Here is a 21,416-nt window from a genome sequence, read left to right on the forward strand (position 1 = left end):
GAGGCCACCCACGTCCCACCCGGCAGCCGCGGCCTCCTGGCCCTCCCATACTTCGCCGGTGAACGCACCCCCCTCTTCGACCCCGACGCCCGCGGCATCATCGCCGGCCTCACCCTCACCCACACCCGCGCCGACCTCTACCGCGCCATCCTCGAAGGCACCGCCTACGGCGTCCGCCACAACCTCGAAACCATGCCCACCCCCGCCACCCGCCTCATCGCCGTAGGCGGCGGCACCAAGGGCGGCCTCTGGACCCGCATAGTCTCCGACATCACCGGCCTCCCCCAACAACTCCCCGCCGACACGGTAGGCGCAGCCCTCGGCAACGCCCTCCTAGCCGCCGAATCCCAGGACCTCGACACCTCCACCTGGAACCCCATCATCACCACCATCGACCCCGACCCACACCACACCGCAACCTATGACCCCTACTACCGCCACTACCGCTCCCTCTACGAAAACACCAAGGCCACAGCCCACTTCCTCGCCCGCGAACAACACCGCGCAGCCACGTAGCCGTGCTCAGACCCCGTACTCGCACGTGCCTGGGCGGCTCGGCCGCCCGCCGATCTTGATGAGCTTGCGGCGGTACCGTGGCGGGCATGCTCGACTATGACGCCGAAGCCGCGAGATACGACCGGACTCGGGGTGGGGAGGCGCGGGCCGCGGCGGCGGCTGACGCGGTACGGCGACTGCTGCCCGCCGAGGCGCGAACGATTCTGGATGTGGCATGTGGGACAGGGATTGTCACCGCCCGTCTGCGGGCGCCGGGGCGGGCCGTGGTCGGGGTCGACCTCTCGGCGGGTATGCTCGCCTTCGCTCGCCCGAGACTCGCGGGCGCGGTGGTTCGGGCGGACGCGACACGGCTCCCGATCCTCGAGAAGACCGTCGACGCAGTCATTTTCATGTGGCTGCTGCACCTGGTACCCCCGGCGGTAGCCGAGCAAGCGATGGCCGAAGCCGCCCGCGTACTGCGGCCGGGTGGCGTACTGGTCGCCACCGTCGACAAGAACTTCGCCATGTACCACGTGCCGAGCGACGTGTCCGCGATCCTCGAGCCGGTCCAACGAGCCCACACCATCGACAAACCCGACGCGCCAACGGTATTCACCGAGGTCGGCCGCCGCTTCGGCCTGCTACCAGCGGCCGAAGCCACCTATGTGGGCCACGGCCAGGGCAGCTCACCCCGCGACCTGCTCCACCAACTACCCCACTTCGCCTGGTACCAGACCCTGAACGCCTCCGCGTCCGAATCCCTGACCGCCGCGCTGGCCGCCCTCCCCGACCAGGACCGCCCCCGCCCCGACCCGGTCTACCGCGTCGCCGCCCTCCGCAAACCCCACTGAATCAAGATCAAGGTGTACTCAGTGCGGAATTTTGTCCGTTTCACCGCAGTGAGTACTCCCGACTCCTCATGCAGCCGCGCGGTTTGTGAGGTGAGGATATTTCACAGTTGTGTCGCTGATGGCTACCTGGAGGTGGTATGACTTCCCCGTGGCATGGACTTTGCGGCTCAGCGAGGACGAAGAAGCTGCGCTGGGTGCGCAGGCGGCGATGGAGGGGCGGTCGAAGCAGGAGATCGTCAGGGACGCTATTCGGACTTACATCACTCGGCACAAGACTTGGGATGACTATCTGTCCGATGATTCGGTGGTTTACCGGAACGTGGGCTAGGGGTAGTAGGTGTCTCTGATTTCCGCGTAGCGTTGGCGGATCGCGGCGCCGATTCCCGCTGTAAGGGTGTGGAATTCGGTGCCCGAGGGGGTGGGCCAGCGGGGTGGGCGGGGGCCGCCGCGTAATGCCCAGGCGGCTTGGCGGGCTGCGCCTAGGGCGACGTATTCGCTGGGGTTGGGGACGGTCACGGTGCGGCCGAAGATGGTGGCGGCGGCGTGGGCGATGAGGCGGGAGCGGGATGCACCGCCGATCAACAGGATTCGATGCGGGACCGTCGGCAGGCGGTCGAGGGCGTCGGCGATATTGCAGAGCATGCCCTCGATGGCGGCGCGGGCCAGATGATGCGGCCGCATGGTGTGCGGGCGCAGGCCGTGCAGACTGCCGGTGGCGTAGGGGAGATTCGGGGTGCGTTCACCGGCGATGTAGGGCAGTAGCGTGAGACCGTCCGCGCCTGCGGGGGATTGGGCGGCCAGCACTTCCAGGCCGGACACATCCGTGCCGAGCAGGACGGCGGTCGCGTCCAGCACGCGCGCCGCGTTGAGAGTGCACACCAAGGGCAGGAACGCTCCGGTGGCGTCGGCGAATCCGTTGACTGCGCCCGAGGGGTCGGCAGAAGGGCTGGCGGCACGGGTGAAGACCGTCCCGCTGGTGCCCAGCGACACCACCACATCCCCGTCCTCGATCCCCAAACCCAGTGCGGCGGCGGCATTGTCGCCGGTCCCGGCCGCCACCAGCCGACCGCCCGGCGTGTGCCCGGCGATCTCGGCGGGAGCCAGCACCCGGGGTAGTGCGGGGCTGCGTCCGCGGAAGGCCATCGACAGCAGGTCGGGCCGATACGAGCCGTCGGCGGGCGACCAATATCCGGTCCCCGACGCGTCCCCGCGATCGGTGGTCGGCTCGGTCGCCGGATCCCCGCCGCGCAGTTGCCAGGTCAGATAGTCGTGCGGCAGCAGCACCCGCACCGTGCGATCGGCCAGCTCCGGTTCATGGTCGGCGAACCAGCGCAGCTTGGCGACGGTGTGCGCGGCCAGCGGCACGCTGCCCACCGCGTCCGCCCACGCCTGCGGACCGCCCAGTTCGCTCACCAGCTGGGTGGCCGCCTCCGCCGATCGGGTGTCGTTCCACAGCAGCGCGTCCCGCACCGGATGTCCGGCGGCGTCCAGCACCACCAGCCCGTGCTGCTGCCCGGCCACGGCGATGGCCTCCACATCCCGCATCATGCGGTCGCAGGCCGCGCGCAGCGCCTCCCACCACATGTCCGGCGGCACTTCCGTCCCGTCGTGGTGCGGAATCTGGCGGTGGCGCAATACCGTTCCGGTATCCGCGTCGCACACCACGATCTTGCAGGACTGGGTCGACGAATCGACCCCGGCTACGACCGTCATTGGCCTTACCCGTCTTATCGTGCCGCCCGTCGTCCGGGATGCAGCTGGATCTTGCGTCCGGTGCCCGCGCGGAAGGTCCGCAGGGCATCGCCGAACTCGTCGAGGGCGAAGTCGTGGGTGATCACCGTGTCGGCGTCGATCACGCCCTCGCCCATCAGATCCACGGCCCGCCCGAAGCTGTGCAGGACGGCCATGGAGCCCACGATCGTGATCTCGTCGTTGTAGATGCGGAACGGCGAGATGCTCGCGCGCGCCGCCGCGGGGGCGACACCGAACTGCTGATAGGTGCCGCCGCGCCGGACCCGCGAGAGCCCGTCCTCGACGGCGGCCACCGTTCCGCTGCAATCGATCACGATCTCCCAGCCCTCGGGCCGGTCCATATCGTCGGCGGAGACGGTGGCCGCGTCCGCGCCCAGCGTGCGGGCGATGGCGAGCCGATCGGCATTGGTGTCGACGACCGACACCGACGCCGCGCCCGCCGCGAGACCCAGTTGCAACATGAGCAGACCCATGGTGCCCGCACCGTAGATCAGATAGTGCGCGCCGAGACGCCGTGGCAGCACATCGAATCCGTGCACCGCGCACGAGAGCGGTTCCACCAGAGCGCCGTGCGCGGGCGAGAGATGGCCGGGCAGCCGATAACAGTTGGCGGCGGGCACTTTCACGTACTCGGCCATCGCGCCGTCCACGGTATCGCCGATGGCACCCCAGTTCTCGCACAGGTTGCCGCGCCCGATCGCGCAGTAGTGGCAGTGCCCGCAGAACAGTGAGGGATCCACCGCCACCCGGTCACCCACTCGCACTCCGGCCGCGTCGCGCCCCAGCGCCACGACTTCCCCGGCGAATTCGTGTCCCGGCACGATCGGATAGGGCGTGGGCGGGAATTCGCCCTCCACGATATGGATATCGGTGCCGCATATGCCGACCGCGTCCACTCGGATCACCACATCGCCGACGCCCGGTAGCGGATCCGGAACGGTCTCCACGGAGAACTGTCCAGGCTTCTCGACAACCAAGGCGCGCATAGCAATACCATGCACCCGCGCGGCGCGCATTCGACGCGTTTTACGCAATAGCAATCGCATTCTTCCTGTTTTCCCGCAATCGTTACGGGAGCCGCGAGGATCAGGGGAGTGCGTGATACCAGAACGCGGTGGAGGCCACATGCGCCTGCTCGAGCGGGAGGTAGTGCCCGTCGTCGCGCCAGCCCAGCGCCTGCACGGTGGCGCGCAGCCCGTCGTCGAAACAGATCGGGTCGGGAATGTGCCAGCGGTACATGCCGAATCGCTGGTGCGGTTCGTAGATTCGATGCGGCGGTAACACCTGCGGCATGCCCAGATAGGGGGTGGAGTAGGGGCGATAAGCGCCCTCGAGATCGAAATTCCAGGCGCCGCCGAAATAGTCCTCGGTTCCGGTGCCGCACACCGTAGGGAATTCGGTGTCATCGTCCAGATAGAACTTGAGTTCCCCCTCGCCCCACCAGCCCGCCGCGCGCGGCTGCACCGCCAGATAGGTGCCCGCGTACCGGCCGGGGCCACCGTCGATTTCGACGATCGGATGATCCGCCGGGCTGCCCAGCGGATCGCTGCACCGCCACCGGGCATGCAGATACCCGGCGGCGCCGGGTAACTCCTCCTCCAGATAGGTGATCTGGTAATAGACGGGTGCGGCCCGCTCGGACCCGTTGTGCAGGGTGATGAGAGCGCGGTGTTGGAAGGGCATGGGCCAGTAGCTGTTCAGCCCGCCCGCGGGCGCGACCACGATCATGGCGGAGTCGATGAGCGCCAACTCACCCCAGCCGTTGCAGAAGAAATCCCCCAGCGGCACCGCGACCGCGGGTTCGGCCGCACCGTCCCAATACATCTGGAGCGTGAAGTCGCGCAGCAGTCCGCGATCGGTGGTGAGCCACAGATGCCGGATCACGCCGGGCCCGGAAACGTCGGCGAGCGTGGCGGTTTCCCCCGGCCCCACATCGATCGACGGGGACACCTTCCAGCCGCGCCCCAGCCCCGCCGCCGCGAATGCGCCTGTCCCCGAGATGGCCCGGCCGCCCCCGCCGGGTGCGCCGGTGGGGTTCTCCGCACTCACCGAGCGAGTGCGCCGACCGTCCAGTTCCCAGATCTCGTGCACCATGCGAATTTTCGCACGTGCGTACCCGACCGGAAGCGGACATGACGCGGACACACGAATGCCGACGTCGTCAGGTTCGCGACGCCGGCATCCGTGGTAAAACGACTAGCTGCCGAACGGACCGGCGCCGACGCCGCCCTGCTGGACCAGCTTGGCCTGCAGCTTGCCGACGGTCGCGCCGTCGATACCCAGGCCCTGCGAGACGAAGGCGTTCATGGTGCCGTAGGACTGCTTGGCCTGATCGAACGCCGCGGCCAGGTAGTCACTCTGCACGCCGAGCACCGGGGTGAACAGCGACGGATCGGTGACCAGCCCCTTGGCGACCAGACCGTCCAGGGTGGCCTTGTTGGAGGCCGCGAGGCGATCGTTGGACTGCAGGTAGTTGTCGTAGATCGCGGCGTCCGGGGTGCCCAGGATGCTCATCAGGATCGCGGTCATCCAGCCGGTGCGGTCCTTGCCCGCGGTGCAGTGGTAGAGGATCGCGCCGGGAGCGTCGGCGATCTCCTTCAGCGCGGTGGCGAACTGGGTGCGGGCGGTCGAGTCGGTGACCATCCACTTGTAGTAATTGCGCATGTACTCCGCGCCCTTGCCGTCGCCCAGTTGCTGCTGTTGCACGGTCGGCCCGCCCTGTACGAGCTTGGCGAAGAACAGGTAGAAGTCGTTGTTGGGGTCGTAGACCGGCAGCGACTCCTCCGGGATCGAGCCCGGCAGCGCGTCCGGGCTCGCGGCGCGCTCGGTCGGGCTGCGGAAGTCGATCACCTTGGTGACCCCGGCCGCGACCAGCGTCTGCTGATCGGCGGCGGTGAGGCGATTGAGGGCGTCGGTGCGGTACACCACGCCCGTCTTGATCTTCGCGACGCCGTTGTTGGCGGCGACCCCGCCGATATCGCGGGCGTTCGGCGCGGCCTGCAGCTTGAAGTCCGCGCCGACCGGGGCCTGGCGCAGAATCGCACTCGTCGGAGCCGCCTGCACGGCCGGGGTCAGGGTGATCGGCACGGCGGCGATGAGAGCGGCGGCGACACCGGTCAGCGTGCCACGCACAGCACGTGAAATCGTCACTTGCGATTTTCCTTTCGGTACAACGCGGACCGGGACAGGTCGTCGCGGTCCGTTGCGCCGAGGCCGGACCCACACCCGGCTCCGGCTGCGCTGCGGAGGTTTGGTTGCCGTTCATTCCGCCCCAACATGGGGACTGGTTGGTATCCAGAGCGGGACCGCCCGGTGTCGCGGTGACGACGGTCCGGTGCGGGTCCCGCTCAGTGAGACGGAGCGGCCGATCAGTGAGACTTACTGGTGCACAGGGCTATTCGAGACGTGCTGTCGAGTGCTACTCGACATCGGCCAGCAGGGTCACCGTGCCCGCCGCGCCGTCCACCCGGACGCGCTGCCCATCTTTGAGGGCGTCGACGGCGGTCTTGGTGTCCACCACGCACGGCACACCGAACTCGCGCGCCACGATCGCGGCATGCGAAGCGGCGCCGCCGATATCGGTCACCACCGCGCCCGCGTAGGCGAACATGGCGGTGTGGCCGGTATCGGTCACCGCGGCCACCAGGATGTCGCCGGGCTCGATATCGTCGTCGAGGGTCAGGATGCGCTTGACCGTGCCCTCCACCACGCCGGGGCTCACACCCAGCCCGGAGATGGTCTCGCCCACCGCGATCGCCCCGGAGATCTCTTCCGGCTCCCACGGGCCGTTGACCACGTCGGGCATCCGCACGGCCTGGAACTTGGCCCGCTCGGCGCGACGCCGGGCGACGCGCTCCTTCAGATCGGCCGGGGCCCACAGGATCTCGTCCAGATTCAGGAACGCCGAGTCCTCGATCTCGGTGAGCTTGCCCGCCTTCACCAGGCGTGCCGCCCGCTCCTGGGTGGCCAGGCGCAGGCAGTTGGTGACCCGCACGACGGCGTCGCGGGCGCGCTCGCGGTAGACGGTCGCGCCGACCGCCATCTTGGCGGTGCGGCTGGTCGGCTCCGGCACCGGTTCCCGGTGCGGCGCGGGCATTTCCGCGGCCCGCCCGGCGGCGGTCACCAGCAGTTCGGGGCGGTCGCCGAAGGTGGCGTTGATGAGCTCGCACTCGCCGGGACCGCGGTGGCCGATGCGGGCCAGCTCCTGATCCAGGGCCTGTGCGAATTCGGGCGACTTCTCCCGGGCCGCGCCGACATCGCCGCTCTTGGCGACCTCCTGCAGCCCGGCGTCCTTGCGGCACAAGGCCGCCAGCCGCTCCACGGCGAGCATGGTCTTGGCCGATTCCAGGCGCTCGAGGTTGATCTTCACCTCGCCCTTGTGGGCAGCGGTGGCCGCGCCGGTCATCATCACGCCGATCGACGCCGCCTGCCACGCCTGGTTGAGGCGGTCGCGCCACAGCAGGGCGCGGGCGTGCAGCTGCTCGTCGGTGAGCTCGGAGATCTCGTCGCGGGTCAGGGCTTCCGCGTGCGAGGCGGCATTGATGTGCTCGGCGGTCTTGGCGTACTTCATCGCGGTGGCCGCGACCCGGCCCATCGCCTTGAAAGTGCCTGCGCGGGCGGCCATTCCGGTCGGCATGGCCGGGCGGCCCTTGGGATGCAGTTCGACATCGCCGATGGTGCCGTAGACGTCGCGGCGCACGCTCTCCTCGTCCCAGCCCGGCATGTTCTGCGCGGAGAAGACGCCGATGGAGGCGTTGATGTACATATTGTGGCCGAGCACGCTGGTGACCCGGGAAACCCAGTGCTCCAACGCGATTCCCTCGATGGCGATCATATTGCCCATGGCCTCGTTGCCGAGACGAATCGCACCGGCCTGTAGGTCGATGGTCAGCGGGGTGAGCGGGCCGGGCAGTGCCTCGGAGGTGTTGGTGGCCGTGTAGACCGGGATGCGGTCGTCGACCAGATCGTCGAACTCACCCTGAAGACCCTCGGGGGCAGCGGATTTCAGCGCGTAGCCGTCGGAGGTCGGGGCGTTCTGCGGCACCACGTGGGTGGGCAGCGGGATCGCGCCGCGGCGGGCGTGGATGCCCGAGCCGCCGGCCTTGCGCCCGTGCAGGCCGCGCGCCACATCGGCGACCGTCTCGGCGGCGGTCCAGCCGTAGCGGAAGCCCCAGTCCTCGCGGGCCGCGGACGCGTCGACGCGGTCCGGGGCGGTTGACGACTTCGGCAGCCACGCACTGTATTTCACGCCCGCGTCGGCGAAGATGCGCTTGACCTCGTCCCCGGACACCTCACCCGGCGCGGCCAGCCCGACCACGCCACCGCGCTGCGAGAGCGCCGCGAGCACGAGGAAACGCTCCAGGTCGTCGTAGTGCAGCACCTGGATGCTGCCCTTGCCGCCGGTCAGGCCCTCGAGGGTGCGCCAGGCGCGGGAATCCATGCGGCGACCGGCCACCAGGGCGGTGCGCACGATCAGCGCGTCCGCGCCGGAGGCGGTCACGCTCTGCTCGACGCTCGAATCTCGGCCCGCCGCAACGGGAACCACGAGGCGCGCGCCGGATTCCTGGGCGGTGCGGGCGATGGTCGCGGTGGCCGTGCCCGACAGGTGCACGATGGCGTCCGCCCCGGCCGCCGCGCGGGCGGCCGCGCCGGCATCGGACAGATCGCCGATGATCACCTCGACCCGCGGGTCCACATAGCGATGCCGCTGCCGGTCCAGTCCGACCACCTCGTGGCCCGCCGCCAGCAGCATGCGCGCCACGGCCCGGCCGCTCGGCTCGGTGACTCCGGTGACCAGAATCCGCATTGACTCTCCTCCTCGTGCAGGCGTCCCCAACCACAGTGACGCCGTTCACACACCATCCCCACTGCTCGGTCGCGTGACGGGTCACAGTCCCGGTCAACGGGATCGGGGATTCGGTCAGCAAGATGTACCGCTAAGTAGGAGGCCCTCGAGCGGGCACCGTCGAAGCATGACAGTGCGGAATTCGGTCACGCCGCGGGCGGCGAGCCAGGTGAGCCACTACGACCTCGACACCGATGTGCTGGTCGTCGGGTACGGGGCGGCGGGCGCGGCGGCCGCCTACGAGGCGGCCTACGCCGGGGCGCGGGTACTGGTGATCGATCGCGCGGGCGGGCCCGGCGGCGCGTCGGCCATGTCGGGCGGGGAGATCTACCTCGGCGGCGGCACACCGATACAGACCGCCTGCGGATTCGACGACACCCCCGAGGCGATGGCGGACTTCCTGAAGGCGGCGCTCGGGGCGGGCGCGGACGCCGCCAAGATCGAGGAGTACTGCGCGGGCAGCGTCGAGCACTTCCACTGGCTGGTGGACCGGGGCGTGCCGTTCAAGCCGAGCATGTGGGACGCGCCCACCTGGGTGCCGCCCACCGACGACGGGCTCATGTGGCTCGGCGAGAACAGCTGGCCCTTCACCGAATCCGCCGCGCCCGCGCCGCGCGGGCACCGGCCGACGGCCAATGACTTCGGCGGCAAGCTGCTGATGGAGTGCCTCACCGCGGCGGCCGAATCCGCCGGTGCCACCGCATTGTTCGACACCGCCGCCACCGCGCTGATCGTCGATGCGGAAGGGGTCGTGGCCGGTGTGGTCGCGCGCCAGTACGGTAAGGAGATCACCATCCGCGCGCACCGTGGAATCGTGCTCACCACAGGCGGTTTCGTCGACAACGACGAGATGCTCGCCGCGCACGCGCCGGAGTTGCTGGGCCACACCAAGGTCAGCGCGGGCACCGACGACGGCTCCGGCATCCGCATGGCGCAGGCCCTCGGCGCGGCCGTCCGTCACATGTCCGCCGGACAGGTCGGCATGTCCCTCATCCCCGGTCTCGCCGCCCGCGGCCTGGTGGTGAATGCGTTGGGCCGCCGCTTCATCAACGAGGACACCTACCCCGGCCGCATCGGCCAGCACGCGCTGTACCGCCAGAACATGGGCGGCAGCTGGGCCGGAGACGACACCGCCGTCTGGGTCATCGTCGACGAAACCGGCTTCGAAGACGTCCCCGAACCCCAACGCTGGGGCGTCCAACCCACCCACGTCGCCGAAACCCCCGAAGAGCTGGAGGCCCTCACCGGTCTACCTTCCGGCTCGTTGGTCGCCACCATCACCCGCTACAACGAATTCGCCACCCACGGACAGGATCTCGACCACCACAAGTCCACCCGCTGGCTCCGCCCCCTGACCGCCCCCTTCGCCGCCATCGACGTCAAGGCAGGCATCCGCCCACCCGCCGAAGCAGGCGACCGCCGAGGCACCGGCGCCTCGGTCTTCACCCTCGGCGGCCTCCACACGGACTTGGACGGCCACGTCCTCAACCTCGACGCCCGCCCCATCCCCGGCCTCTACGCCGCAGGCCGAGCAGCCAACGGCCTCCACGGCTTCGGCTACATCTCCGGCACCTCCCTAGGCGACGCCACCTTCTTCGGCCGCCGAGCCGGCACCACCGCCGCCCGCCACCGCCCCTGACCACTCGGCTATCCCGGGTTCATCACCGGCGGTGGCCTTGCCCACGCGTGTCGTTCGGGTGCGGGGCGGGCGCGGCGGGAAGACTCGGGGCATGGCGGCGGAAGACGAGCGCAGCAGCGAGGGGACACCGGCTGACACCGGGGCGACGGTCCCAGAGACAGGCGGCTCCAATGTGGGTGCGGGCGGTGAGAAATCCACTCGCCCGGGGTGGGAGCGGTCGTTGGTGGGGCGGGCTTGGGCGGTTGCGGATCGGCTCGAGGATGTGGTGCGGCCGAGTTATCCGGGGTTGGTGGTGGCGGCGATCTTCTTCGCTTGGTCGTGTTCGCCTTCGTTGATGCCGCGTACGTGGTTGTTTCAGGGGCTGGTCACCGGGATCAGTGCGGCCATCGGGTACGGCGTCGGGTGTGTGCTGCAGTGGGCGTTCTTGAAGTGGGTGTGGCCGCGGATTCCCGAGGCGGGGACGTGGGCGAAGTTGTGGCATCCGTCGGATGTGGCGCGGGGGATCACCAAGATCGTGGTGGTGTTGGTGTGTGTGGTGGGGGCGGGGCTGGTGCTGGCGCGGTCGGCGCGGTGGCAGCGGGATTTGGAAGTACTGATGGGGATGGATCCGACTACCACTTCGGGATATCTGCGCGCCGAGCTCGTGGCAGGGCTGACCGTGGCCTTGGTCATCGGGGTGTTTCGTCTGGTGCGGTGGATGATTCGGGGGCTGGTGCGGCTGGCGAATCTGGATTTGCGGATACCGCGGAACATCGCGTATCCGGCGGTGGTGGTCATCGTGGCCGTGCTGGCGGTGCTGCTGTTCCAGGGTGTGCTGGCGCGCGGCTTCTTCAATGTGGCGAATTCGGCGTTCAGCGCCCGCAATGGCAAGACCTCGCCGAGCGCGATCCAGCCGCAGCTGCCCGAAAGGTCGGGCAGCCCAGCATCTTTGGCGGAGTGGAAGACCCTCGGCTCGGAGGGGCGCTGGTTCGTGGCGACCGCGCCGACCGCCGAGCGGATCACCGGGGTGACGGGAAAGCCCGCGCGCGAACCGATTCGGGTGTATGCGGGCCTGGAGTCGGCCAAGACGCCGGAGGACATCGCGAATCTGGTTGTCCGGGAACTGGATCGGACCAATGCCTGGGACCGCAAGGCGCTCGTGGTGGTGACGACCACCGGCACCGGCTGGGTGGACACCCAGACCGCGGAGTCCATCGAGTACATGTACGGCGGCGACGAGGCGATCGCCGCCACCCAGTACTCGTATCTGCCCAGCGTCCTGTCGTTCCTGTCGGACCGCAACAAGGCGACCGAGGCCGGAAAACTGCTGATCCACGCCGTGCACGAGAAGTGGGCGACGCTGCCGCCGGAGCATCGCCCGAAACTGCTGGTGTACGGCGAGAGTCTGGGCTCGCAGGGCTCCGAGGGCGCGTTCACCGGTCTCGATGACATCCGCACCCTGGTCGACGGCGTGCTGTGGGTGGGCCCGCCCAACTCCAACCGGATCTGGACCCAGCTCGAGCAGCGCCGCGACCCGGGGACCCCGGAGATCCTGCCCATCTACGCCGACGGTCTGCTGGTCCGCTTCGGCGCCACCGCGCAGGATCTCGCCAAACCCGCTCGCCCGTGGACCGATCCGCGCGTCGTCTACCTCCAGCACGCCTCCGACCCGATCGTCTGGTGGTCACCGGATCTGCTGTTCACCCAACCGGATTGGCTGAAGGAGCCGCGCGGCTCGGACGTCTCCAAGTCCATCCGCTGGTGGCCGATCGTCACCTTCTGGCAGGTGAGCGCCGACCTCGCGCACGCGCAGTCGGTGCCCGCCGGTCACGGCCACAAATACGGCACCACCGTCCTGGACGGCTGGGTCGCCGTGGCGCAGCCCCAGGATTGGAACCAGGACCTGGAAGACCACATCCGCAAGGCTCTCGACGAGGACATTCTCTGGGAGTACGCCCACAAATAACCCTCGTTCCGATCAACGGGACTATTTCGGTTCGAAACACTTCCCGGGCCATAGCTTCGAAGGCAGAAACTCTGGCACGAGGAGGAACACCCGCATGACCAACAAGGTGCTCGATCGGGTTCGCGATCTACTGCCCGCGATCGCGGAACGCGCGACCCAGGCCGAGGAGCAGCGGCGGGTGCCCGACGCCAGCATTGCCGAGCTCACCGAGGCCGGTGTGTTCCGCATGTTGCAGCCCGCGCGCTTCGGCGGCCTCGAGGAGTCCCCGGTCGCCTTCTACGAGGTGATCCGCACCATCGGCACCGTGTGCCCGTCCACCGCGTGGGTGTCCTCGGTGCTGGGCGCGCACCCGTGGCAGCTGGCCCTGTTCGAGGATCAGGCGCAGCAGGATGTCTGGTCGGAGAACCCCGACACCCTGGTGTCGTCCTCCTACGCGCCGACCGGCAAGCTGAAGGTGGTCGACGGCGGCTACGAGCTGTCGGGCCGCTGGCAGTTCTCCTCCGGCTGCGATCACGCGCAGTGGGTGTTCCTGGGCGCGCTGGTCCCGACCGAGACCGGCATGGACTACTACACGGTCCTGGTGCCGCGCACCGACTACCGCATCGAGGACACCTGGAACGTGTCGGGCCTGTCGGGCACCGGCTCCAACGACATCGTCATCGAGCAGGCGTTCGTGCCGACCCATCGCGCCTACTCGGCGACCGATCAGGCCAACCTGGTCGGCCCCGGCCAGGCGGTGAATACCTCGCCGCTGTACAAGATCTCGTTCGGCGCGCTGTTCTCCAACACCATCACCGCCCCGATCATCGGTGCCGCGCAGGGCGCGTACGAGGCGCACATCGAGCGGCAGCGTGAGCGGGTGCGGCTGTCCTACGGCGGCCAGAAGGTGTCCGACGATCCCTTCGCCCACGTCCGGATCGCCCGTGCCGCTTCGGAAATCGACGCCGCGGTCCTCCAGATGGAACGCAATATGGGCGAGCAGCTGCGCTACGCCACCGCGGGCGAGGAGATCCCGTTCGAGCTGCGCCTGGCCACCCGCCGCGATCAGGTGCGCGGCACCGAGCGCGCGCTCGAGGCGATCGACCTGCTGTTCAAGAACTCCGGCGGCCACGCCATCCGCAAGCCGAACGTGATCGAGCGCAACTGGCGCGACGCGCACGCCGGTAGCGTGCACGTCATCAACGATGTGGAGCGGGCGCTGGCCATGTACGGCAAGGGTGCGATGGGCCTCGAGGTCGCGGATCGGATGCTCTGATGACGTTCACGGTCGAGAACACCACCCGCTGGGTCACCGTCGACGGCCACAAGCTGCGCTACCACGAGGCGGGCGAGGGCCCGGCGCTGGTGCTGCTGCACGGGTCCGGCGCGGGCGTCTCCGGCTGGGCCAACTTCGGCGACAACCTGGAAGTGCTGGCCCAGCACTTCCGTTGCCTGGTCCTGGATCAGCCCGGCTTCGGCGAGAGCGGGCGGCCGGAGGTCTACGAGCGCAACTACCTGCGCATCGCCGCCGATGCCGTGATCGGGCTGCTCGACGAGCTCGGCATCGAGAAGGCGCACCTGCTCGGCAATTCCATGGGCGGCACGGTCGCGACGCTGCTGGCGCTGGAACATCCGGGTCGGGTGGACCGGCTGGTGCTGATGGCGCCGGGCGGAGTCGGGGTGAACATCCTGGGACCCGAACCGTCCGAGGGTATTACGCGCCTGATGGAGTTCAACGCCGCGCCCAGCGACGAGAAGGCCATGGGCTTCCTGCGGGCCATGGTGTCCAACCCGGCCACCCTGACCGAGGAACTCGTCGCCAAGCGCCTGAAGGCGGCCGCCGATCCCAAGGGACAGGCCGCCCTGCGCGACGCCTACGCCACCTTCTACAACCCGAAGCTGGCCGAACCGGTCCCGCTGTGGGCGCGGCTGAAGGGCATCAAGCAGGAAGTACTGATCCTGTGGGGCCGCGACGACCGGGTCACCCCGGTGGAGGGCGCGCTGTTCGCCGCCCGCCAGCTGCCCAACGCGGACCTGCGCACCTTCGCCCGCTGCGGGCACTGGGTCATGATCGAGCGCAAGGACGCCTTCGAGCGGTCGGTCATCGACTTCCTGAACAACGGCCTGTAGCAACGGCTTCACCCGATTCGCGCCCGTCCCGGACTCCGGGCGGGCGCGAATTCGGTTTCGGGGCGGCAGGTCGCGGCGCTACAGTCCGGGAATGACGTGGACTGCCCCGGAAATCGCCCGCACACCCCAGGTGCTCACCGGTGACGAACGTGCTCAGCTCGACTCCCTGCTCAACCGAGGTCGCGAGATCCTGCTCTGGAAATGCCAGGGCCTCAACGGTGTTCAGCTCGCAGCCCGCAGCGTGGAACCGTCCACCATGTCCCTGCTGGGTCTGCTCCGCCACATGACCGAGGTCGAACGCGGCTGGTTCCGGCTGGCGGCCGCCGGTGAACAGGTCGAGTACGTCTACTGCACCGAGACCAACCGCGACGGCGACTTCGACGACACCGACCCCGACCAGGCGGAAGCCGACTACGCCCGTCTGCTCGCGGAGATCACCGACTGCGACAAGGCCATCGCCGACCTCCCCCTCGACCGCACGATCGTCCACCCCCGCAGCGGCAAGGAAATCTCCCTCCGCTGGATCTACCTGCACATGATCGAGGAATACGGCCGCCACGCCGGCCACGCGGACCTGCTGCGCGAACGCATCGACGGCGCGACGGGATACCAGTAACTATTCGGCCTTGTCGGCGGCGAGTTGCCTGCCCTCGGTGAAGAAGGCGAGCAGTCCTTCGGGGCCGCCGAGTTCGGCGATCGTGCGGGCCGCGCCGAAGGATTGGTTCCAGAACTCGCCGGTGCGCGGGGTCCACGGGCCGACGTAGGCGTAGGGCTCGGCGATCGATGAATCACCGGGGGAGACACCGTAATTGACCTCGTCCACGTCGAAGCCGAGGTCGAAGTGTTCCGGCCACAGGGTGGGTGTGTGGTCGGGCGCGAGGGCACGCAGCGCGGTGTCGCCGAGTTCGTAGGCGCGCGTGAGGATTCGCGCCTGATCCGGGTCGATCCAGAGTTCGGCGTGCGGGTCGAAGCCGGTGACATCGGTGTAGACGCCGTCCGGCAGGCCGGATTCCAGCCCGGCCGCCGCGGCCAGGTCGGCGATGGTCGCGCCGTGCAGCTTGCCGATCGGCGCGTCATCGAGCAGCAGCAGGTCCTCGCGCACAGCGACTTTCGGCTCCCGTACGGTGGCGAACCCGCCCGGCGCGGCGGCCAGCCGAATCGTGCCACTGCGCCGGTACTGCGGCCCGGCGAGCAGTTGCTCCGCCACCGCGTGCAGGCTCTCCCGGGTGCGGCGGTAGTCCTCGGCTGTCGTCATCTCTGGATCCTCTCCTCGGCTGTAACGCGGTGCGGTGTGCGGGGAACTGCGCATGCACCCGGCACAGATCCCAGAGGGTAAGGAGTCGTTACAGATGGACAGTGAACACGACGCGCGATGGCATCGGGTGGAGGCCGTGGATCAGCCCGGCGAGGGGCGGGTCCGGACCGTCACGGTGGGCGGCCACAGCGTGGCCCTGAGTCGCTGCGGCGACCGCTTCGGCGCGCTGGCCAATCATTGCCCGCACCAGGGCGGACCGCTGGGGGAGGGCTCGATCGAGAACGGCTGGCTGCGCTGCCCCTGGCACGGCTACGACTTCGACCCGATCAGCGGCAAGCCGCCCGCCGGATTCGACGACGGCGTCCCGACCTACGAAGTGCGCCAAGATGATTCGGGCCTCTACGTCCGGGTGCCCGAGCCGCTCGCGCCGCCGCGCTCGATGGCCGACGTGATCGTGGAGACCCTCGTCAACTACGGCGTCACCCACGTGTTCGGCATGGTCGGGCACTCCAATCTCGGCTTCGCCGACGCCCTGCGCCGCGCCGAGGAGCGCGGCGAACTCACCTATATAGGCATCCGTCACGAGGGGGCCGCCGCCTTCGCCGCGTCGGCCTACGGCAAGCTGACCGGCCGTCCCGCAGCCTGTTTCGCCATCGCCGGGCCGGGGTCGACCAACCTGCTGACCGGTCTCTACGACGCCAAACTCGACGGCGCGCCGGTGGTCGCGATCTCCGGCCAGGTGCGCTCGAAGGTGCGGGGCCGCGGCGCATTCCAGGACCTCGACCTGACCACGGTGTTCCGTGATGTGGCGGCCTGGGGCGCCACCGTGGCCGCCGACAGCGACCCCGCCGAACTGGCCGCCCTCGCCGTCAAGCGGGCGATCGACCTGCGCGGTGTCACCCATCTGGTGCTGCCCGACGAGGTACAGCCTCAGCCCAGCGACCGCGCCGCCGGTGTCCCCGGCGACCGCCTGCGCCCGCACCGCACCGCGCCCGACGCCGCCACCCTGGCGCGCGCGGCGGGGCTGATCTTCCGGGCCCGCCGCCCGGTCCTGATCGCCGGTCACGGCGCTCGCGAGGCCACCGCGGAACTCACTGCCCTGGCCGAGTTGCTGAACTGCCCGATCCTCACCACGTTCAAGGCCAAAGGTATTGTGCCCGAGAACAGTCCGCTGAGCGCGGGCGTGCTGGGCCGCAGCGGCACCCCGGTCGCCAGCTGGCTGATGAACGAATCCGATCTGCTCCTCGTGGTGGGCGCCTCGTTCTCCGATCACACCGGCATCGCCGCCTACAAGCCGATCATCTCCATCGACGACACCCGCGCGGGCGTTGAACGCTGGGACGCGGCGACCGTCGGCATCCTCGGCGATGCCGCGCTCACCCTGGAGCGGCTGGCGAAACCGTTGCGCGCCGTCCCCGAACGCCTGGCGGCGGTCGACCAGCGTCCGGATATCGCCGCGCGGCGGGCGATCTGGCGGGCGGAGAAGCAGCGGCGGGCGAATGACGATCGCGGCCAGGGTGTTTCGGCCGCCGCGGTCTTCGCGGCCTTGACCGCCGCGCTACCGGCGGACGCCGTGGTCACCGTGGACGTCGGCAATCACGCGTATTCGCTGGGCCGCTATCTGGAGTCGTCGGGCCAGCCGGTTCTCATGTCGGGCTATCTGGGCTCGATCGGCTTCGGCTACCCGGCCGCGCTGGGCGCGTGGGCGGCCGCGCCGGGTCGGCCCATCGTCGCGGTCACCGGTGACGGCGGTTTCGCGCAGTACGCGGCCGAAATCACCACGGCCGTCAAGTATTCGATTCCGATCAAGCACATCCTGCTCGACAACGGCTCGCTCGGGAAGATCAGCAAGGAGCAGCTCGCCGCCGACTATCCGGTGTGGCACACCTCCCTGCACAACCCGGATTGGGCCGACTACGCCGAATTGTGCGGTGCCAGGGGCATTCGGGTCACCCGCCGCGATCAGCTCGCCGCGGCCATGGCCGAACTCTTCTCGACCGAGGTTCCGCGCTGCTGTGCGTCACCCAGGATCCCGAATTGGTGTGATCGACCCGATGCCGCGCCCGAACGAGCGCTAGAGTCGCCGATGACAGCCTGTTGTGTCGAGCGAGGAGTACGGGTGGGCCACCTCCTGCCACCGGACGACGTCCTGGTGGGCAACCTCCGAAAACGGGACGAGAGCGCCTTTCAGCTCGTGCTCGATGCCTGGTCGCCCGGCATGCTGCGGCTCGCGCGCTCGTTCGTCTCCACCAATGCCTCCGCCGAGGAAGTGGTGCAGGAGGCGTGGCTGGCGGTGATCCGCGGCATCGACGGCTTCCAGGGGCGCGCGGCGTTCAAGACCTGGGTGTATCGGATCCTGGTCAACACTGCCAAGAAGCGCGGTATCGCCGAGAGTCGGACCCTGCCGTTCGCCAGCCTGCAATCCGAGGACGAGGGTCCCAGCGTGGACCCGGATCGTTTCCGCGCGGCCGGGGACCCCTACCCCGGGCACTGGAAGGCCGGGCAGAAGCCGCAGCCCTGGTCGGAGCCGGAAACCGCCACCGAGCGGGCCGAGTTCGCGCGGGTGGTGGGCGCGGCCCTGGCCGAACTGCCCGACCGTCACCGCATCGTGCTGGTGCTGCGGGATATGGAAGGCTATTCCTCCGAGGAGGTGTGCGCGCTGCTCGAGGTCTCAGCCGGAAACCAGCGGGTCATCCTGCACCGGGCGCGGGCGGCGATACGCGCGAAACTGGAAGGGTATTTCGATGCGGAGGAGGTGCTGTCGTGAATTGCGATGAATTCGTCGAACTCGTCACCGCATTCCTGGACGGTACGCTGTCTGCGGCCGCCGAAGAGCGCTTCCTGGAACACCTTTCGCTGTGCGACGGGTGCGATGTCTACCTCGAGCAATTCCGGCGCACCATTCAGGCGGTGGGGGAGTTGCCCGCGGAGAGCCTTTCGGGCGAGGCCCGCGGAAAGCTGCTCGACGCCTTCCGGGGCTTCCAGCACTGACGTTCACCCGGCGGCTCGGACGAGATCCGCTCTGCCCCACACGTATCCGCGTCCCCACACGGTCTCCACCCGATGATGCGCGCCGAGCTTGGCGCGCAACCGCTTGACGTAGACGGCCACCGTCGACATGTCGCCGTAGTCGTAACCCCACACGCGCGCCATCAGCTGTTCGCGGCTGAACACCTGCCGGGGATGCGCCAGCAGGAACGCGAGCAGCTGGAATTCCCGCTCGGTCAACCGCACCGGTGAGCCCGCCACCGCGACCAGCCGCGACTGCGGCCATATTTCGACGCCGCCGTCGCGCAGCACGGGACGATCGGATGTCGCGGTCCGCCGCGAGCGCCGCAACAGCGCCGCCGCCCGTAACCCGAACTCGCGCGGTCCGATCGGCTTCACGAGATAGTCGTCGGCCCCGGCCTCGAAACCGCGGACCCGATCGTCCTCGCTGCCGAAAATCGAGGTCAGCATGACCGGCACCTCCGGCAGCGCGCCCGTCGCGCGGACCTGTCGGCGGATCTCCATTCCGCTCGGCCCCGGCAGATCGGTGTCCAGCACCACCAGATCGATGTCCGCGGACACGGCGATCGGCAGGGCCCGGCAGCCGCTGCCCGCCTCGACCACACGCAGTCCGCAGGCTTCGAGGCTGTGCCGCAACCGCTCCCGCGACAACCCGTCCGCGTCCGCGACCAGTACCGTCGCCTGCGCGATACCCCACGTCATCCTGCACCCTGCCTCACTGCCGAACCGTTCAACGGTGCACAGAGGCGGTGACCCCGAAATCCGTTACAGGGATTTACAGATCGTGTTCGTGCGCCCAGGCCGCCAGCTGGGTGCGGGAGGTGAGGCCGAGTTTGGTGAGGATGTGCTCGACGTGGGTTTCCGCGGTGCGCACCGAGATCACCAGGTCGGCGGCGATCCGCTTGTTGCTGTGCCCGGCGGCCACCAGCCGCGCCACATCCTTCTGGCGTCGGGTGAGCAGATTGGTCTCGGTCAGGGTCGCGGTGGCCGAGCGTGCGGGCCGCTTCGGGGCCGGGGGCGCGGCAACGGGTTTCGGCTCCACGGGAGTGCGGCCCAGCGCGTAGTCGATGGCCTGGTCGAGCGGCATGTTCGCGCCGGCGCCGAAGGCGGCGCGGAACGCCTCCTCTCCCAGGGCGTCGCGGACCTGCAGCCGCTCCTTCTCGCCGACCGCCACCGTGATGGTGTCGGCCAGTCGAATCGTGCTGCGCTGCAGGGACTCCGCCGCGCCGAGCAGGGTCGCGGCGCGCTCGAAGTCACCGTCGGCGGAGACGGTCCACGCCAGCCCCTCGAACGCCGAGGACAGCCAGACGCAGCGCTCGAACAGGGCGAGCTGTTCGATGGCGCGACTGTGGAATTCGGCGGCCGAGGCGAGTTCCCCGCGCCGCCAGTGGTCGATGCCGACCGTCCACAACGCCAGCCCGCCCAGCAGATGTGAACCGCTGTCGGTTGTGAGCTCCAGGAACCGCTGCGCCAGCTCGGTGCGACCGGGCGCCTCCAGCACCATGGCCGCCATGAAAGAGAAGGCGTGCGAGTCCATTTCGATGGCGTGCTGGCCGTGCGCGGCCGCCAGTTCGATGGCGCGGCGTCCCAGCTCGAGCGAGCGCGGCCGATCGCTGGAGGCGAAGGCCAGCAGCGACTGGTCCAGCGCCACCTCCGCCAAGATGTCGGAATCGTCCAGGCGAGAAGACAATTCGACGCATTCGGTGACCAGCCGTGCCGCCGACACCTGATCGCCAAGCAGCGCCGCCAGCGAGGCTGCCGACGACAGCGCCTTGGCGCGTTCGGCCGTCGGATCCGGGTTTCGGGCCAAGGAATCGGTGAGCCAGCGGTAGCCCTCGGACAGGAACCGGTTGTGCTCCCAGAACGGCCGCAGCACGGTCACCGTGGCCATGGTGCGCAGCGGTTCGTCCTCCAGCCCCGACTTCAGCGCCGCCCGCAGATTCGCGTGCTCCCTGGACAATTCGCCGAACCAGGCCACGTCCTCGGCGGTCCAGTAGGCGGTCTGCCCGCGCATGGCCAGCCGCCGATAGTGTTCGCGGTGGCGGGCCCGGACCTGTTGCGCCGTACCGCGTTCGGTGAGCCGATCGGCGGCGAACTGGCGGATCGGCTCCAGCATGGAATAGCGTGCGACATCGCCGTCGAAGCGCAACAGCACCACCGACTTGTCCACCAGGCCAGTCAGCGCCTCGATCAGTGACGCCGATCCGAGGTCGCACACCGCCTCCGCGGCGTCGATGTCGAAACCGCCCGCGAAAACCGAAAGCTGTTCCCACAGTGCCTGTTCCGCGTCCGTGCACAGGTCGTAGCTCCAGCGGATCGCGCCCTCGATGGTCTGCTGGCGCGGGGTCGCGGTGCGCGGTCCGGCACTGAGCAGCCCGATGGTGTCGTCCAGGCGGTCGAGAATCTGCTCCGGCGTGAACATGCGCAGCCGCAGCGCCGCCAGCTCCAGCGCCAGCGGCATGCCCTCGAGACGCCGGCAGATCTCGGCCAGCACCACCCGGTTGGCGGGCGTGGCC

18 protein-coding genes are annotated in these 21,416 nt (G+C 69.2%); 10 read left to right on the forward strand and 8 right to left on the reverse strand.

Translation table 11 applies throughout. From position 1 onward, the window contains the following. From ACWELQ_RS09945 to ACWELQ_RS09955, 3 genes are all read left to right on the forward strand, one after another. Positions 1-516, forward strand: a 516-nt coding sequence (locus ACWELQ_RS09945) for an FGGY-family carbohydrate kinase (RefSeq protein ID WP_452396653.1), incomplete at its 5' end; no start/stop codon positions are given. Between the two features lie 86 nt (positions 517-602). After that, the gene (locus ACWELQ_RS09950; RefSeq protein WP_452396654.1) at positions 603-1,346 is read left to right on the forward strand and encodes a class I SAM-dependent methyltransferase; all 744 of its coding nucleotides are present in this window, start codon (positions 603-605) and stop codon (positions 1,344-1,346) included. Positions 1,347-1,494: 148 nt separating this feature from the next. Further along, positions 1,495-1,674, forward strand: a complete 180-nt coding sequence (locus ACWELQ_RS09955; RefSeq protein WP_452396655.1) for a ribbon-helix-helix protein, CopG family — start codon at positions 1,495-1,497, stop codon at positions 1,672-1,674. Here the strand turns inward: ACWELQ_RS09955 and xylB are convergent. The 5 genes from xylB to ACWELQ_RS09980 form a co-directional block, all read right to left on the reverse strand. Beyond that, positions 1,671-3,059 (reverse strand): xylulokinase, encoded by a 1,389-nt coding sequence (gene xylB / locus ACWELQ_RS09960; protein ID WP_452396656.1) that lies wholly within the window; start codon positions 3,057-3,059, stop codon positions 1,671-1,673. The two genes, ACWELQ_RS09955 and xylB, sit on opposite strands and share 4 nt — an antisense overlap. A 14-nt stretch (positions 3,060-3,073) precedes the next feature. Beyond that, complete coding sequence (locus ACWELQ_RS09965) at positions 3,074-4,084, reverse strand: zinc-dependent alcohol dehydrogenase family protein (RefSeq protein ID WP_452396657.1); 1,011 nt, start codon at positions 4,082-4,084, stop codon at positions 3,074-3,076. A gap of 100 nt (positions 4,085-4,184) precedes the next feature. Further along, positions 4,185-5,192, reverse strand: coding sequence for a glycoside hydrolase family 172 protein (locus tag ACWELQ_RS09970; protein ID WP_452396658.1), 1,008 nt, complete (start codon positions 5,190-5,192; stop codon positions 4,185-4,187). A 102-nt stretch (positions 5,193-5,294) separates the two neighbouring features. After that, entirely contained in the window at positions 5,295-6,248 is a 954-nt protein-coding gene (locus ACWELQ_RS09975; protein WP_452396659.1) for a tyrosine-protein phosphatase, read from the reverse strand. 268 nt (positions 6,249-6,516) lie between these two features. Then, positions 6,517-8,904 (reverse strand): PEP-utilizing enzyme, encoded by a 2,388-nt coding sequence (locus ACWELQ_RS09980; RefSeq protein ID WP_452396660.1) that lies wholly within the window; start codon positions 8,902-8,904, stop codon positions 6,517-6,519. Positions 8,905-9,070: 166 nt separating this feature from the next. Here ACWELQ_RS09980 and ACWELQ_RS09985 point away from each other — a divergent pair, with 166 nt between their 5' ends. From ACWELQ_RS09985 to ACWELQ_RS10005, 5 genes are all read left to right on the forward strand, one after another. Further along, entirely contained in the window at positions 9,071-10,582 is a 1,512-nt protein-coding gene (locus tag ACWELQ_RS09985; RefSeq protein ID WP_452396661.1) for an FAD-dependent oxidoreductase, read from the forward strand. 91 nt (positions 10,583-10,673) lie between these two features. Then, a complete protein-coding gene (locus tag ACWELQ_RS09990; protein ID WP_452396662.1) occupies positions 10,674-12,527 on the forward strand; it encodes an alpha/beta hydrolase in 1,854 nt (617 codons plus the stop codon). A gap of 94 nt (positions 12,528-12,621) precedes the next feature. Then, positions 12,622-13,782 carry a 3-hydroxy-9,10-secoandrosta-1,3,5(10)-triene-9,17-dione monooxygenase oxygenase subunit gene (gene hsaA / locus ACWELQ_RS09995; RefSeq protein ID WP_452396663.1) on the forward strand — a complete coding sequence of 387 codons (1,161 nt, stop codon included), beginning with the start codon at positions 12,622-12,624 and terminating at the stop codon, positions 13,780-13,782. Next, positions 13,782-14,636: an alpha/beta fold hydrolase gene (locus ACWELQ_RS10000; RefSeq protein WP_452396664.1), complete on the forward strand. Its 855-nt coding sequence runs from the start codon at positions 13,782-13,784 to the stop codon at positions 14,634-14,636. Before hsaA ends, ACWELQ_RS10000 begins: the two co-directional genes overlap by 1 nt. Before the next feature lie 91 nt (positions 14,637-14,727). Continuing rightward, positions 14,728-15,252 carry a DinB family protein gene (locus ACWELQ_RS10005; RefSeq protein ID WP_452396665.1) on the forward strand — a complete coding sequence of 175 codons (525 nt, stop codon included), beginning with the start codon at positions 14,728-14,730 and terminating at the stop codon, positions 15,250-15,252. Here ACWELQ_RS10005 and ACWELQ_RS10010 read toward each other — a convergent pair whose 3' ends face one another. Next, entirely contained in the window at positions 15,253-15,891 is a 639-nt protein-coding gene (locus ACWELQ_RS10010; protein WP_452396666.1) for a hypothetical protein, read from the reverse strand. 94 nt (positions 15,892-15,985) lie between these two features. Between ACWELQ_RS10010 and ACWELQ_RS10015 the strand changes: the two genes are divergently transcribed. Both ACWELQ_RS10015 and ACWELQ_RS10020 read left to right on the forward strand, forming a co-directional pair. Further along, entirely contained in the window at positions 15,986-18,658 is a 2,673-nt protein-coding gene (locus tag ACWELQ_RS10015) for a sigma-70 family RNA polymerase sigma factor (protein ID WP_452396667.1), read from the forward strand. Beyond that, positions 18,655-18,882, forward strand: a complete 228-nt coding sequence (locus ACWELQ_RS10020) for an anti-sigma factor family protein (protein WP_452396668.1) — start codon at positions 18,655-18,657, stop codon at positions 18,880-18,882. Before ACWELQ_RS10015 ends, ACWELQ_RS10020 begins: the two co-directional genes overlap by 4 nt. A 3-nt stretch (positions 18,883-18,885) precedes the next feature. On the opposite strand, the gene ACWELQ_RS10025 is transcribed toward ACWELQ_RS10020, so the two are convergent. Both ACWELQ_RS10025 and ACWELQ_RS10030 read right to left on the reverse strand, forming a co-directional pair. Continuing rightward, positions 18,886-19,602, reverse strand: a complete 717-nt coding sequence (locus ACWELQ_RS10025; RefSeq protein ID WP_452396669.1) for a response regulator transcription factor — start codon at positions 19,600-19,602, stop codon at positions 18,886-18,888. Between the two features lie 73 nt (positions 19,603-19,675). Continuing rightward, positions 19,676-21,416 (reverse strand): ATP-binding protein (locus ACWELQ_RS10030; RefSeq protein ID WP_452396670.1); only part of this gene is annotated, 1,741 nt, incomplete at its 5' end.

This window comes from Nocardia sp. NPDC004722 (genome assembly GCF_053601505.1).

What these genes read in the sequence shown, in the direction of transcription:
- ACWELQ_RS09950 (WP_452396654.1), top strand. Translation starts at nt 603, where the DNA reads ATGCTCGACTATGACGCCGAAGCCGCGAGATACGACCGGACTCGGGGT.
- xylB (WP_452396656.1), bottom strand. Translation starts at nt 3,059, where the DNA reads ATGACGGTCGTAGCCGGGGTCGATTCGTCGACCCAGTCCTGCAAGATC.
- ACWELQ_RS09965 (WP_452396657.1), bottom strand. Translation starts at nt 4,084, where the DNA reads ATGCGCGCCTTGGTTGTCGAGAAGCCTGGACAGTTCTCCGTGGAGACC.
- ACWELQ_RS09970 (WP_452396658.1), bottom strand. Translation starts at nt 5,192, where the DNA reads ATGGTGCACGAGATCTGGGAACTGGACGGTCGGCGCACTCGCTCGGTG.
- ACWELQ_RS09980 (WP_452396660.1), bottom strand. Translation starts at nt 8,904, where the DNA reads ATGCGGATTCTGGTCACCGGAGTCACCGAGCCGAGCGGCCGGGCCGTG.
- ACWELQ_RS09985 (WP_452396661.1), top strand. Translation starts at nt 9,071, where the DNA reads ATGACAGTGCGGAATTCGGTCACGCCGCGGGCGGCGAGCCAGGTGAGC.
- ACWELQ_RS09990 (WP_452396662.1), top strand. Translation starts at nt 10,674, where the DNA reads ATGGCGGCGGAAGACGAGCGCAGCAGCGAGGGGACACCGGCTGACACC.
- hsaA (WP_452396663.1), top strand. Translation starts at nt 12,622, where the DNA reads ATGACCAACAAGGTGCTCGATCGGGTTCGCGATCTACTGCCCGCGATC.
- ACWELQ_RS10000 (WP_452396664.1), top strand. Translation starts at nt 13,782, where the DNA reads ATGACGTTCACGGTCGAGAACACCACCCGCTGGGTCACCGTCGACGGC.
- ACWELQ_RS10005 (WP_452396665.1), top strand. Translation starts at nt 14,728, where the DNA reads ATGACGTGGACTGCCCCGGAAATCGCCCGCACACCCCAGGTGCTCACC.
- ACWELQ_RS10010 (WP_452396666.1), bottom strand. Translation starts at nt 15,891, where the DNA reads ATGACGACAGCCGAGGACTACCGCCGCACCCGGGAGAGCCTGCACGCG.
- ACWELQ_RS10015 (WP_452396667.1), top strand. Translation starts at nt 15,986, where the DNA reads ATGGACAGTGAACACGACGCGCGATGGCATCGGGTGGAGGCCGTGGAT.
- ACWELQ_RS10025 (WP_452396669.1), bottom strand. Translation starts at nt 19,602, where the DNA reads ATGACGTGGGGTATCGCGCAGGCGACGGTACTGGTCGCGGACGCGGAC.